We start from the raw sequence: 13,453 nt of genomic DNA, 5'->3' as shown, positions 1-13,453 counted from the left end.
TTGTTTTGTCATCACTCCTTAGATTATGCCATAAAGAGGCCCTCCTCTCTTGCCCAACATATCCACTCTTCTAACCACATCCATATCCTGTACAAGCTCCGGTGCATGAAAAGGTTTTACTCTTGCGTCAATAATAAGAGAGCCTGTACACCCCCAATGCTTGAATCGTGTAAAGCTTCCCACACCATAAATATCATGTGAAGGATTGGATCTTGAAAAAGTCACCCACAAAAATGTAGGAAAATCTTCGACAGTTTCTACAGAGTTATCCACAATCACAATAAGTGGCAATCCTTCCATTTTGCTATCAAGGCACAATTTACCATTAATAGAGAGTTCGCCACTTTCACAGTTCGGGATTGCTGAAGCACTCTCTGAATATTTACCCGAACTTTTTGATAAATGATATTTGTTTGAATCAGAATAACCAAGTCTCAAGGCAAGAGCTGATATTTCATCTTCAGCTTCCTTATAACTTTTAAATGGAGTGCACTGGATAACCAGGATACCTGGAGCTGCAAGTTTCGGGTGTGAAAAAGGTTCACTTATTGCCATGGAAACAGAGGAAGGGAGATAGCGAAGAAGCTCACGACGCTTATCTCCGGCTGAAACCATTACAAGCTTTGAGCCACCATTCAACTCCTCTGATGAATAGTCAAGGGTATCCATTGTTGTGCAGGTCTGAAAATGCAGATCTGTTCTGAAATCAATTCTTTCAAGGGAATGTACCATAAACCCCATCTCATCATGAACGTCAAGGGCAGGAGAATCGTTGTGGGATGCTATAATAAGATATTTGGCAAGTGAAAGTTGACCTGTCCCAAGTATTGCATTTGCATGTGTTAAAAGCTCACGAGGTTTTTTCCTCTCAAAAGGAACATATCTTTCCATTGCCTTTGCAAATAGAAGTGGATGAACCCCTGCTGCATCCACGGCATGTATGGCTGTGACACCTGGTATTGTATCTGGTATGGCTGTGGCTGTTATCTCGTGTATAATTCTTCCGAAGACCGAATCTTCCCTTGGAGGGCGACCAACAACTGTAAAAGGCCATATGGCATCTTTCCTGTGATAGACAGCATCAACTTCAAAATATGGAAAATCATGGACAAGTGAATAGTAGCCAAGGTGGTCCCCAAAAGGGCCTTCAGGTTTTGTCCTGCCTGGAAAGATTCTGCCGGTAATACAGAAATCAGCATCCAGAGAGATAATGGCATCGCCCATTAAAGTATATCTGAATGACCTACCTGCAAGCGCACCTGCAAACAACACTTCCGGCATGCCTTCCGGCAGGGGCATTACAGCAGCAAGTGTGTGAGCCGGAGGGCCACCAACAAAAATGGTCACAGGAAGGGGCAGATTGTGCTTGAGTGCATTGGTATGATGATTACCTATCCCTCTGTGAATCTGGTAATGCACTCCAACTTCCCTGTCCATTATATAATCATTGCCGGAGAGTTGAATTCTGTACATGCCAAGATTTGAACTCATAATTCGAGAAATACCACGCCTGCAACTCACATCATTTGAAAAAACCTGGGGCAGATATATAAACCCTCCGCCATCACGTGGCCAGCAACGAATCATGGGAAGATCATGTATATGACACCTACCATAAAGCACATGCCCGCTTTTTTGCCTAAATGGCAATGCATGGGAAGCATTAAAAAGCGCTTTTAAAGATTTAATGGGGGATTTCAGAGCATAACCGAGATTGCTTTTCATGTTGACAAGATCTGCAACCTTTCCAAGCTGAGGCTCAAGAATTTTGAGAGCCCTTTCATATGTGCCAAAAAGATTGGAAACAGCAGGGAATGGGCTTCCCTTGACATTTTCAAAAAAAACAGCAGGCCCTCCTGCCTCAAAAACACGGTTATGCACCTCGGCCATTTCAAGATCAGGATCAAGTTCCTTTTCAATTCTTACAAGCTCACCCTCTTTTTCAAGGAACTCAATACATGATCTCAAACCGTCAAATTTCATAAAGTGATCTCCTGCCTGAATCCAATGCGCACAGAGTTGTCCATATATATAGTTTCAACAGGTACAAATTTATATAAAGAAGCCCTGAAACTGGATTGAAAATAGTGAAGATAATCCATACTGGTCACAAAAACATCTGTCTCTTTTAAAAAATTTAACTCTCTATCCTTTGTAAACCCATATTTAACGGCATATGCAAATGCTACCCCAAGCGATTCCGCTCGTGATTTAACAACTTTAACATATCCCCCCATCTGGATACCTTTGATTTTAGAAAAAGATGAGTCATCCTGGTAAATTGATGCAGATGATTTACAGGAGCTGCCTAAAGCCCCTGTAATATGCCTGGAAGCTGGAGAGGAGAAAAAATAGAAACAGCCATTTTTATAAAGATAATATAGAGGAGCAGACCATACTCCATTATTCCACATGGTTGCAATGGTCATGACTTTAAGTGATTGCAGCAGATTTTTCATAGATGACGGAGTCTCATTTCCAAAAGCATGCATTAAAGATAGCCCCACTCCTTGAGTCTCTGGTAGGCATGTTTTGCATAATCCCCCTGCTGTACCTGTTGTAGATATGCCTTGTACTGCCCTGCGGACTCTTCAGTCCTCTTCATGCCCTCATAAGCATAGCCCTTGAAAAAAAGTGTACCAGGGCTTCCTGGCAGAAGCTGTTCGTAGCGGCTGAATGAACTCAACGCATCATCATATTTTTTCATGTTGATGGAAGCAAAGCCCATTACATGCAGAGATTGTGCTTCAGAAGGATAGATTTTTGATGCTTCACCTGCATGTAAACGGGCATCCTTATAGTCTTTTTTTACAAGCAAACATTTGGCAAGCATTAAGTTAGCTGTGTAATCATCAGGATATTTTTTGACCGCACCTTTGAAAGCAGCAATAGCTTCATCATATTTTCCTTCCGCCATCATGGTATCGCCATTCTGCAAAGTTTTGATCAAATCTTCTTTTGAGCGCAAAATTGCAATATTATCCATATATCGTTCTCGATTCAAAGGCAGATTTCTGGAATTACGAAATTTTCCAGTTGCATTCTGAATGGCTGTCTCATACCTCTCAGAACCCATGGGATGGGTTGAAAAAAGTATTTCAGCAGAAGCATTATGACCTTTGTTCATACTGTTGAGAAGAGACATAAGCCCCACAAAACCATCCGTGGAATAGCCTGCATCAACCATATAGCTATTACCAAGTCCATCTGCTTCACGTTCATTATCACGGCTGTACCTTGCAAGTAAGACCCCCTGCCCCACCATTCCTATCTGCTGGGCAAGTTCTCCCATCTGTGCATTACGACTGCCTATTACAGCAGCAACACCACCCACAAGAATTGAGGAGAGTGTTCCCTTAGACATCTGCTCCGCACTGTGCCTTGCATTAACATGACCAAGTTCATGACCTAAAAGAGCTGCAAGTTCTGCTTCATTTTTCAGTTCCAACAAAATTCCCCTGGTAACAGCAATGGAGCCACCGGGAAATGCGTAGGCATTTATATAGGTTGCATTGACACATCTAAATGAATAAGGCATTGAAGGACGATGTGTTTTTAATGCAAGGTTTCTGCCGATCTGTGTGATATAACTGTTAAGCTTCACATCCTGCACAACACCATAATCGGCCGAAAACTGATGGGGAGACTGCTGTTTGTCAATGGATATTTCTGTCTGTTCAGATACCATCATCAATTGATTTTTACCGGTAACAGGGTTTACAGCACACCCTGACGAAATCACGGCACCTGCTCCTGCAAGCAGAGAATATTGTAAAAACTCTCTTCTGTTGAGCCTTGAATTAGTTAAGAGCTTCACATGATTTTCACTTTCCATGGTTGATCACCTCAAATCCCTGTTAGTCCTTTATAAGCATACCGAGAATAAGAAAAATGGTACCAAGAATCATAAATATGATAAATAGCGAGAGATCAAATGCAATATAATCAAAAGGCCCCTCAAGAAAAGAACCTGCAAGCTTTTCTGAAAGACTTTCAAAAAAATCATAACCAAGATCACAGAGAAGAAGATGTGTCATCTCTTCTCCTTTACCCATTGCAGATGCAATGCCCTGAAAAACAATGACAAAAAGACTTGCAACCCAAAATCCTATTCCTGTTAATGTAAAATTATCTAAATCCATAAGAGTACTATTCCTCCTTTTTTACTATAGTATTTCAGATAATTAAATTGGCAAAAATATTTTAGGGGCCACCCCTTTGTGGTTGCCCTTAAAACTTGAGATGCCAAATTTTTTTCTGGAAATCTATATTATTTTTGATATTGCCGATCATATTCTGTCAACCTACATGTAGTCAATATTTTAAGGGTACTTTCTTTAATTTAGATGATCAGTGTGATAATAGAGAGTAATAATTTTAAACAACACAAACAAAAATAAAGCAATATACATGACAACAGAAAACTCAACATACAAAAAAATCGGTGTTGCATCCTTTATCATGATGTTATCTGTATTTTCAAGCAGGATAATCGGACTTGCAAGGGAAATGTGTATAGCCTTTACAGGAGGTGCCGGCGGTTCTGTGGATGCATACCAGGTTGCATTTATACTACCTGAAATCCTAAATCATGTGGTTGCCAGCGGTTTTTTATCTGTCACTTTTATTCCAATCTTTGCCTTTTACGTGACAAATAACAGAGAAGAAGAGGGATGGAGAGTTTTCTCAATAATTTTTAACACATTCGGACTGATTCTTGTGATACTCATCGGAATTGCATTCTGTTTCACACCTCACCTTGTAAAATGGCTTGCACCAGGTCTTACAGAGCCTGAACTTTTTAACCAGGCTGTGAAAATGACCCGTATTATTATTCCTGCCCAGTTTTTCTTTTTTGCAGGAGGGCTTTTCATGGCTGTACAATTTACAAAGGAAAAATTTTTTCTGCCGGCTCTGGCACCTCTTATATACAACATAGGCATCATTGTAGGTGGAATTTTACTTGCTCCCCACATTGGCATGGAGGGCTTTGCCTGGGGAGTTCTTGCAGGGGCATTTGCCGGAAATTTCATTATCCAGTATGCAGGGGCAAAACGTGTCGGAATGAGGATATTGCCCATCATAGACCTAAAGAATCCCCAGTTTGTTAAATATATTCTGCTGACACTTCCGCTCATGCTTGGTCTTACCATGACCTTTTCCACAGAGATACTTCTTAAGTATTTTGGTTCTTTTCTATCTGAGGGCAGCATTGCCGCTCTAAATTATGCTGTCAGGGTAATGTTTATTCTTGTGGGAGTATTTGGACAGGCAGTTGGAGTTGCATCTTACCCTTTTATGGCAAAACTTGCATCCAAAGGAGAGATTGGGGAGCTAAACAAGCTTTTAAACAACACGTTAAGATATCTCTGCCTTATTATTCCTGTTGCTGTTCTTTTCATGGTTCTGCGCCACGAAATTGTTGTTATGCTGTTTCAAAGGGGACGGTTTGACAGCGAAGCCACAAAACTTACTGCCATGGTGCTTCCATTTATCATGGCAGGTACAGTTGCATTTGCTGCCCAAACAGTTGTTGTCCGTGGATATTATGCAATGCAAAACACCTGGCTTCCTGCTTTGTTAGGTACAATTGCTGTACTGTTGAGCCTGCCGCTTTTTTTTATCTTAATGAAATGGATGAATGCTGCCGGTGTTGCCCTTGCCCTTTCCGTATCTGCAACTTTGAACACAGGAGTTCTATTTACAATCTGGAACCGGCGTACCAAAAACTTTGAAGCCACATCACTTTATCTATTTATGGGAAAAATCATATTAATAAGTTGTGGCATGGGAATAATACTTTGGCAATTTTGCCATATGCTTCAGGTAACTATTGACAATACATGCCTTAAAGGGGCATTGGCAGTCTCTATACTCACAGGATTGCTTTTCTTCCTTCTTTTTGTTACAGCAGGATTTATCTTTAAAATAGACGAAATTTCAGTACTGTTAACCAAATTGTACAAACGTTTAAAGATGGCTGTATTCCGTAGTGTATAATTTACTTGGTGGATGACCGCCACAATCGAAGAGATGAAAGTCGTTTTAAAAAAAGGCTGTTACCAAGACTTTCTATACCCCCCATGTTTGCTGACGCATCACAACGAAAGATGAAAGTCTTTGCATATCAACATGTTATGTAGATTTTCTAACAAAATAATCAAACAACTTGAGAGTTCAGGAAAATGATAAAAAACGAACAACTTAAATATCCAGATAATTTCATTGATCAATTCATTTGTGGAAATGCCGTTGATGTTATGAAACAGATACCTGATGGAACCGTTGACCTTGTGGTAACATCACCTCCATATAATCTTAAAAATTCAACCGGAAACGGAATGAAAAATGGAAGAGGAGGAAAATGGTCAAATGCGGCTCTTATCAAAGGATATTCACATTATGATGATAACATGCCACACCAAGAGTATGTAAAATGGCAAAGAGAGTGCCTGAAGGAAATGTTACGTGTAATTTCTGACAATGGAGCAATCTTCTATAATCACAAATGGCGTGTCCAAGCTGGCTTATTACAGGACAGGCAGGATATTGTATCTGGATTCCCTGTCAGACAAATAATCATATGGCGAAGAAAAGGAGGGATCAATTTTAATCCAGGCTACTTTTTGCCAACCTATGAAGTTATTTACCTAATAACAAAACCAAAATTCAAATTAGCAAAAAAGGCAAATGCCCACGGAGATGTCTGGGAATTTGGTCAGGAAAGCAAAAACAGGCATCCAGCTCCCTTTCCTTTAGAATTAATAAACCGTATTATCTCTTCTACCAATGCAGAAATAATACTTGATCCTTTTATGGGTTCAGGCACTGTAGCTGTTTCAGCAAAAGAACTTAACAGAAAATTTATTGGCATTGATATCTCTCCGGAATATTGCGAGATGGCTAAACAGCGACTTATTGATCCATCATCGGCAATGGCAGAAACAAGAAAAACAGTAAAAACCAAACAAATATCGCTCTTCGAGACACTGGAATAGTAATGCAAAATTTTACAAAAGAATCTTTAATACAATCTCTTATTGAGATCCGGCAAAAAGGCTGGATTCCAACAGGACGAAAAAACAATGATGGCGGTGTTGGTAATACACTGGAAGACTTATTGGGAATTGAAGAAAATAATTTACCAATACCCAATGCATCAGAGTGGGAACTAAAAGCGCAAAAGAAAAATACGACATCTTTGATAACACTTTTTCACATGGAGCCTTCTCCCCGTGCTTTTAAATTTGTTCCAACCATATTATTGCCTGAGTTTGGCTGGCGGCATAAGGAAGCCGGAAGAAAATATTCTCAAAATGAACAAAGCTTCAGACAAACAATAAATGCCAAGGGATATAGTAACAGGGGCTTTACCGTTAAAATTGACAAACTTGATAAAAAAGTATGGATTGATTTTAATTATAAAAATATTTCTGATACTCATAATTCTGAATGGCTTGAACAGGTAAGTAATAAAAAACTTGAACCTAAACCATATTGGGGCTTTGATGATTTATATCACAAAGCTGGCACAAAATTGCACAATTGTTTTTTTGTATCGGCAGAATCGAAAAAAATTAATGGGACACTCCATTTCAAATATCAGGAAATCTTTATGCTAAAAAAATTCAATCTTGATAAATTTGTAAATGCAATTGAAGAAGGGTACATATATATTGATTTTGACGCAAGAACTGGACACAATCATGGAACAAAGTTCAGATTAAGACGAGATTCATTAATAAAGTTATATTCAGACGTCAAACAGTACTAATGTGACTTATAACGTACATGTAGGCTTCCCCCCACAATCGAAGGAATGAAAGTCGTTTTTAAAACAGGATGTTACGGAGACTATCATATAAAAACACCCATGCCCTTTCGGGCACAACGAAGCATGAAATTTATTTAAAAACAGGAAGTTGTTTCGGCATCCTTCATTTGACCCCAAAAGTACTTTACACTTTTTGTGAGAGATTCCCGCAACTCAGAGTTTTCTATCCGGAAAGTGTAAACTGGGAAATGAAGCTTGCCGTTGTTTCAAGGTGAAAGATAGTGAATTGCCTACTTACCAAAAACCTTCTTCAAAAGCTCTGTGGTATGTTTTGCCGGATCGTTCCTTATGGCTGCCTCTTCCTGTGCAATGTAGTGGTAAATACCATCAATTCCCTTTGCCAGAACATGATCAGTGAGATTGGCCTTAACATCAGGAACAAATGGCATGGTTTTATATTTTGAGATAACCTGATCGTAGGATTGAACAGCACCCACCTCTGAAAGTTTTTCATCCACAATAGGTCGCATCTCTCCCATCAAAGATGTACCCATTTTCTCTTTAAAATAGAGTGTGGCAGAGTTTTCAGGCCCTTCATAAATTTTTTTAACATCATCAAAAGTCATCTCTGTTATTGATTGAACAAAAAGCTCTTTCGCCTTTGGAGTTGCTGCCTCTGCAGCGCGATTCAATTTAAGCTCCAGATCATCAACAAAACCCGACATTCCAACTCCTGACAGCATTGTCTTTACAGTTTCGAGTTGTTCCGGCAACGGTATATGAATTGAAGAGTCCTTGTTAAAGCCATCTTCTGTGCCAAGTTTATTGACAACATTTTCCGATCCAATACGCAAAGCCTCCTTAAAAGCGTCAGCCATCTGTAAAAGTGTAGGGGAAGTTCCTTCGCCATCTCCCTTTTCACTACTTGCGGACACCACCTTGTTTAAAATATCACCGCCTGTTTTAACCAATGAAGTGTCTGTTGCATTAATAATAGGCGCATAAATAGTGCAAAAAATGAAAAGTATAAGCGGAATATGAATAATAAACCTGACAGGGAGGTAATTTGTCGTGCTTTTTTCTTCATTGTTGTCAAAATCTAATCTTAAATGTTTTTTCAGCCTGTTTATTCTCAGCAACGACCGCAAAATATTTTTCATCAATTCTCCTCCCATAATCCTCAAATCATTAGTCAATCAGAAATCAAAGAAAATCTTCACAATTCCATATGTTTCAACAGGTTCAGAGACAAATTCAAATGCAGTCTGCAAATCAAGAATTTTTTCCAGTTTTGAATCTGTCAATGTAAAAGTCAGCCTTTTTTCAGCAGGTTCATATCTAAATATGGTCATAGTAGTCAAATAAAATGAATTTAATTCCAGAGCATACTCAAGCGGGTTTGAGTTTACATCATTAAAAAGACGCACAGACAGAGATGAACCATACAAATTCAAAGACTCTTCTTCTGTATCTTCTCCAGTTATATATCCTGACATATTGATATGATTTTTTATGTCAGATCTATCTTTGTTTGTATAAAAGCTGCTTTCTGAATTATCTGAATGGCCAGGCATAAAAAACCGGCTTCCACTATCTGATGTTTTCATGTACTTAACTGTAAAATACCCAGATATTTTTCTGGAAAGAAGCTCCAGTTTTCTTCCAGTTCTTGTCCTTTTCAAAAAATCTTCGGCAATGCCTGGCAATATACTCCTGACAAGATCCTGACGGATATAGTCAACATGCTGAAATTCCCAGTCATAAAGCTCGTACTGCATCCCTCCGACTTCATCAAAACGATCTTCTTCAATGGTTGTTGGTGTATTCCATGGGAAAACATCCTTGCTTTCCGCCATCTTTAAGGCAAAAAAATTTAACCACGAAAAATGTAGTTCCGAGCTGTTCTGATAAACCCCTTTTGATGCAAAATTACTTGACAAGGAACCTGAATAATCCTGCATTGAATACGCAAAGGCGTTATCCGAAACATCCTGATTATCAGGATACAGAGACGAAGCTGAAAAGCTGAGACCAGATGCGTAAACAAAAGAAATCCCAAAAAGAAAAAAAGAAGCGGCAGCCATGATTGTCATTTTTATTTTGATAATTTTAATCATAACAACCTCCTTTATGGTGTCTGGAAAGGCATGATATGAACTCAATATGAATAGTTCAATGCATCCCTTTCGATAATATCCTTCATCTTTTGATTCTCATGAGTTGCAACAAAATCTATTTATTGGAACAAATATGAGATTGTGTTGGGACAAATACGAGATTGTGGCGGGGAGCCGCAATATTGGTTTATATGATAGTCCCCGCAAATGGCTGTTTTCATAAAGACTTTCATCTCTTCGATTGTGGCGGGCATCAGCCATGTACGTTATTAGAAAATGGTATAGAGCGAAAAGCATTTGTCAGAAAAAATGGACTGACTGTTCAAATCAGAAATAATGGAAGTTTTATAGCATCCTTCATATCAACCCAAAAGGACTTTAAACTTTCCGGGTTAAGATTCCCTAAAAATGGGAATGGTGTCATGAAAAATGTAAACCAGCAAATTATGGATGCCGCTTATATATTCATATATTATGCAATTTTCATACAATGATCAAGGGGTTCAATCAAATTTTTAATTTAATAACAGCCATGGCGGAAGAATAACACAATCTATAAGGTATATGCTTACGATGCTGACAAACCCAAAGTACAGGTAACCCCAAAGACGGAACTTTGTATCCATTTACAAAGTAAACGGTCATGGCTGCCATCCAGCCACCCCCAAATATAAAAATAATAGTCATTTTCACGGTAAAATGAAGATCTCGTAAAAAGTAGAGAAAGCCAAATTATTTATTTATAATTACGAATAGTTACAAATAAAAATTATCATAATCGGATTTTTTACATGATCATCAACAATGAAAGTATTTGTAAAATCAGGATGAGACATTGTACAAACAATTAAATAATGGCATAATATTTTTATACTCCGGTCAGACTAATGTTCCTTCAAGGCTTGATTGTCGGTTAAAAAACTCCTTGAACATTTTAAAGGGTTGAAAAATAATCCAATATAGTATTCCAAATAATTAAATTGAAAATGGAAAAGTCTAACTATCTGTTATCTGAATATATTTTTTGACCAAAAAATAAAATATTTTTTTGGAAAGCAATAGTTTAAACTTGAAGAAGCACTAATGAGTAGTTATGAAATAATGTATCCATTATCTCCCTCTCCATTTAATCTACAAAAGAGACAAGGCTACAACAAAAACATGAATTTTACTTTTTTATCACCCGTAAAAATAATTTTTGGCACAGGGAGTGTTGATAATCTTGTTGATGCCATTCATTCCCTTCACCAGTCTGCCCATACAGACACAAAAGCTTCAGGCCCAGGCAAAATTCTTGTGGTTACAGGAAAAAACAGTTTGAGGGCATCAAATATCATACAGATACTTGAAGATGGAAATCTTGAATACAATATATTCGTACAGGAGGGAGAGCCAACTGTTGAAAAATTTGCACTGGCTCTTGAAAAAATACAAAATTCAGGTATTGAAATGATAGTTGCCATAGGCGGAGGCAGTATCATCGACACAGGCAAGGCACTTTCAGCACTCATTACAAATACCCAAAACATAATGACTTACCTTGAAGTGATAGGCAAAGGCTCTCCTCTTGAAAACAGATCTCTTCCCATGATAGCCATTCCCACTACAGCAGGCACCGGTGCCGAAGCTACATGCAATGCTGTTCTCACCTCACTTGAACACAAAGTAAAGGTGAGCCTCAGAAGTCCTTATATGTATCCGGACATTGCCATTGTTGATCCACTGCTTTGTCGATCAATGCCACCGCATATCACTGCCTCAACCGGAATGGATGCACTTGTACAGCTCATTGAGTCATTTACATCAAAATTTTCAAACCCCATTACAGATGCACTTTGCAGGGATGGAATACAGAGAGTTGCAAGATCGCTTTACAAGGCATGGAAAAAGCCGCAAGATGTTGATGCACGGATTGATATGAGCCTTGCAGGACTTTACAGTGGAATAACACTTGCGAATGCAAAACTTGGGGCTGTCCACGGTATTGCAGCACCCATGGGGGGAATGACCGCTGCCCCACACGGTATTATATGCGCCCTTCTGCTTGCACCTGTTATGCGTGAAAATATCCGGACCATTCAGGAGACTCAGGAGACTGCTGGTGAAACTTTATACACTGACCAAGCTCTTGTGAGATACCTTGAAATAAGCAAAATTCTTACCAGTAACCTCTCTGCTCAAATCCATGATTCTCTTGAATGGATAGAAAATCTTGTAACAAATATGAATTTACCGGCAACTGCAGAAATCAACTTAACATCTGAAGAGAGGGTTCTTCTTGCTGAAAAAGCCATGAATTCAAGCAGCATGAAAGGAAATCCCGTGCCACTTAATACAAAACAGTTAATAAAAATAATCAATAGATCAATACCCTGATTACAAAATTGATATGCAAAAAAAACTTACACACATTGGTGAAATTCTTGAGTCAGTTTTAGCTGGTTTAAGACCTGCTAAAGACACTGAAATGACGAGAATATGGTCACTGTGGCCCCAGGCAGTGGGAGAGACGATTTCACGGGAGACAAAACCCGCTGCCTTCAGAAACAGCACCCTTATCGTCCATGTCTCATGTTCTGCATGGCTTCAACACCTGACCTTCATGAAGCAGCAGATGATGCAGGATATTAACAAAGCCCTTCAAAACGATCTGGTAAAAGAGATACGATTTAAAATTGCCTCCTTACACAACTGAAAATATCCAGAATTCAGAAGTTAAAATCCATCAACCAGAAAATGGGTATCATTTCTCAATGGATCCCTTTCTTCTGACAGAACATGTCATAAACCTTATGAATGGAAAAGAGCGAGTTCTTGAAATAGGAACAGGCTCAGGAGTTATGGCCATTATTCTGGCATCACAATGTCAATTATCTGACACCACAATTACAGCAGTGGAGATACAAAGCTCTCTTTATGAAGTTGCAAAGAAAAATATAACCTCTAATGGAATGCAGAGTAAAATCAAACTTATTCATGATGATATCATTAAAATGAAGTCCCGTGAAAAAGGTGGAGAGTTTGACATGGTAATTTCAAATCCCCCTTATCAGAAAAAAAACAGCAGCCGCATCAATCATGACACCGAGAAAGCAATAGCAAAACATGAGATAACACTTGATATGGAGCAACTTATATGCTGTGCAGCATATTTTTTAAAACAAAATGGCTCTCTACACCTGATATACCCTGCAGGACGCACGAGAGAACTTTTATACAACATGAAACATCACAAAATTGAAATATCCTATATACGCTTTGTCCATAGTGATACCAAAAGCCATGCAAAACTTGTTATTGTCTCCGGTATAAAAAATTCTTGCACAAAGCTTTCCATTCTTCCGCCCATATTCTTGAAATGATTCTTGTCCCTGGCAAAACACTGCTTTATACTTTTCTGATTATAAGGGATTAATACTTGACATCCTGTTCCAAAAAGGCTATTTACTCCGAATCATAATTCATGCGGAGAGATGGCCGAGTGGCTGAAGGTGCACGCCTGGAAAGCGTGTGTATCTTAACGGGTACCGAGGGTTCGAATCCCTCTCTCTCCGCCATTCTT

12 protein-coding genes and 1 tRNA gene are annotated in these 13,453 nt (G+C 38.8%); 7 read left to right on the top strand and 6 right to left on the bottom strand.

The genetic code is table 11. The features are described 5' to 3' along the window. Nucleotides 1-18: 18 nt before the first annotated feature. The 4 genes from MTBBW1_RS00285 to MTBBW1_RS00270 are packed head-to-tail and all read right to left on the bottom strand — an operon-like array spanning nucleotide 19 to nucleotide 4,142. Complete coding sequence (locus MTBBW1_RS00285; RefSeq protein ID WP_080797588.1) at nucleotides 19-1,983, bottom strand: UbiD family decarboxylase; 1,965 nt, start codon at nucleotides 1,981-1,983, stop codon at nucleotides 19-21. Next, nucleotides 1,980-2,492: a hypothetical protein gene (locus tag MTBBW1_RS00280; protein ID WP_080797586.1), complete on the bottom strand. Its 513-nt coding sequence runs from the start codon at nucleotides 2,490-2,492 to the stop codon at nucleotides 1,980-1,982. Before MTBBW1_RS00280 ends, MTBBW1_RS00285 begins: the two co-directional genes overlap by 4 nt. Further along, nucleotides 2,492-3,835, bottom strand: a complete 1,344-nt coding sequence (locus MTBBW1_RS00275; RefSeq protein ID WP_080797584.1) for a M48 family metalloprotease — start codon at nucleotides 3,833-3,835, stop codon at nucleotides 2,492-2,494. The genes MTBBW1_RS00280 and MTBBW1_RS00275 overlap by 1 nt, the downstream gene beginning before the upstream one ends. A gap of 22 nt (nucleotides 3,836-3,857) precedes the next feature. Beyond that, nucleotides 3,858-4,142 carry a hypothetical protein gene (locus MTBBW1_RS00270; protein ID WP_080797581.1) on the bottom strand — a complete coding sequence of 95 codons (285 nt, stop codon included), beginning with the start codon at nucleotides 4,140-4,142 and terminating at the stop codon, nucleotides 3,858-3,860. A 268-nt stretch (nucleotides 4,143-4,410) separates the two neighbouring features. On the opposite strand from MTBBW1_RS00270, the gene murJ reads away from it, so the two are divergent. The 3 genes from murJ (at nucleotide 4,411) to MTBBW1_RS00255 (ending at nucleotide 7,774) form a co-directional block, all read left to right on the top strand. Further along, entirely contained in the window at nucleotides 4,411-6,000 is a 1,590-nt protein-coding gene (gene murJ, locus MTBBW1_RS00265) for a murein biosynthesis integral membrane protein MurJ (protein WP_080797577.1), read from the top strand. Between the two features lie 185 nt (nucleotides 6,001-6,185). Then, nucleotides 6,186-6,998 carry a DNA-methyltransferase gene (locus tag MTBBW1_RS00260; protein ID WP_080797575.1) on the top strand — a complete coding sequence of 271 codons (813 nt, stop codon included), beginning with the start codon at nucleotides 6,186-6,188 and terminating at the stop codon, nucleotides 6,996-6,998. A 2-nt stretch (nucleotides 6,999-7,000) separates the two neighbouring features. After that, entirely contained in the window at nucleotides 7,001-7,774 is a 774-nt protein-coding gene (locus MTBBW1_RS00255; protein ID WP_080797574.1) for an MvaI/BcnI family restriction endonuclease, read from the top strand. Between the two features lie 290 nt (nucleotides 7,775-8,064). On the opposite strand, the gene MTBBW1_RS00250 is transcribed toward MTBBW1_RS00255, so the two are convergent. Beyond that, nucleotides 8,065-8,934, bottom strand: a complete 870-nt coding sequence (locus MTBBW1_RS00250; RefSeq protein WP_080797572.1) for a DUF4197 domain-containing protein — start codon at nucleotides 8,932-8,934, stop codon at nucleotides 8,065-8,067. A 36-nt stretch (nucleotides 8,935-8,970) separates the two neighbouring features. Further along, a complete protein-coding gene (locus MTBBW1_RS00245) occupies nucleotides 8,971-9,891 on the bottom strand; it encodes a hypothetical protein (RefSeq protein WP_080797571.1) in 921 nt (306 codons plus the stop codon). Between the two features lie 1,083 nt (nucleotides 9,892-10,974). On the opposite strand from MTBBW1_RS00245, the gene MTBBW1_RS00235 reads away from it, so the two are divergent. From MTBBW1_RS00235 to MTBBW1_RS00220, 4 genes are all read left to right on the top strand, one after another. After that, a complete protein-coding gene (locus MTBBW1_RS00235; RefSeq protein WP_080797568.1) occupies nucleotides 10,975-12,267 on the top strand; it encodes an iron-containing alcohol dehydrogenase in 1,293 nt (430 codons plus the stop codon). A 13-nt stretch (nucleotides 12,268-12,280) separates the two neighbouring features. After that, nucleotides 12,281-12,586, top strand: a complete 306-nt coding sequence (locus tag MTBBW1_RS00230; RefSeq protein ID WP_080797566.1) for a DciA family protein — start codon at nucleotides 12,281-12,283, stop codon at nucleotides 12,584-12,586. Continuing rightward, nucleotides 12,567-13,253: a tRNA1(Val) (adenine(37)-N6)-methyltransferase gene (locus tag MTBBW1_RS00225; RefSeq protein WP_080797564.1), complete on the top strand. Its 687-nt coding sequence runs from the start codon at nucleotides 12,567-12,569 to the stop codon at nucleotides 13,251-13,253. The genes MTBBW1_RS00230 and MTBBW1_RS00225 overlap by 20 nt, the downstream gene beginning before the upstream one ends. 105 nt (nucleotides 13,254-13,358) lie before the next feature. Beyond that, a tRNA-Ser gene (locus MTBBW1_RS00220) sits at nucleotides 13,359-13,448 on the top strand. Nucleotides 13,449-13,453: the final 5 nt, after the last annotated feature.

The sequence above is a fragment of the Desulfamplus magnetovallimortis genome, from assembly GCF_900170035.1.
Classification (GTDB): domain Bacteria; phylum Desulfobacterota; class Desulfobacteria; order Desulfobacterales; family Desulfobacteraceae; genus Desulfamplus; species Desulfamplus magnetovallimortis.
The sequence above is the reverse complement of the archived record's forward strand: the minus strand, read 5'-3'. Positions and strand labels throughout refer to the sequence as shown.

Excerpts from the sequence above, each read along its gene's own strand:
- MTBBW1_RS00260 (WP_080797575.1), top strand. The coding sequence starts at position 6,186 with ATGATAAAAAACGAACAACTTAAATATCCAGATAATTTCATTGATCAA.
- MTBBW1_RS00235 (WP_080797568.1), top strand. The coding sequence starts at position 10,975 with ATGAGTAGTTATGAAATAATGTATCCATTATCTCCCTCTCCATTTAAT.
- MTBBW1_RS00285 (WP_080797588.1), bottom strand. The coding sequence starts at position 1,983 with ATGAAATTTGACGGTTTGAGATCATGTATTGAGTTCCTTGAAAAAGAG.
- MTBBW1_RS00280 (WP_080797586.1), bottom strand. The coding sequence starts at position 2,492 with ATGCATGCTTTTGGAAATGAGACTCCGTCATCTATGAAAAATCTGCTG.
- MTBBW1_RS00250 (WP_080797572.1), bottom strand. The coding sequence starts at position 8,934 with ATGAAAAATATTTTGCGGTCGTTGCTGAGAATAAACAGGCTGAAAAAA.
- murJ (WP_080797577.1), top strand. The coding sequence starts at position 4,411 with ATGACAACAGAAAACTCAACATACAAAAAAATCGGTGTTGCATCCTTT.
- MTBBW1_RS00255 (WP_080797574.1), top strand. The coding sequence starts at position 7,001 with ATGCAAAATTTTACAAAAGAATCTTTAATACAATCTCTTATTGAGATC.
- MTBBW1_RS00275 (WP_080797584.1), bottom strand. The coding sequence starts at position 3,835 with ATGGAAAGTGAAAATCATGTGAAGCTCTTAACTAATTCAAGGCTCAAC.
- MTBBW1_RS00245 (WP_080797571.1), bottom strand. The coding sequence starts at position 9,891 with ATGATTAAAATTATCAAAATAAAAATGACAATCATGGCTGCCGCTTCT.
- MTBBW1_RS00270 (WP_080797581.1), bottom strand. The coding sequence starts at position 4,142 with ATGGATTTAGATAATTTTACATTAACAGGAATAGGATTTTGGGTTGCA.
- MTBBW1_RS00230 (WP_080797566.1), top strand. The coding sequence starts at position 12,281 with ATGCAAAAAAAACTTACACACATTGGTGAAATTCTTGAGTCAGTTTTA.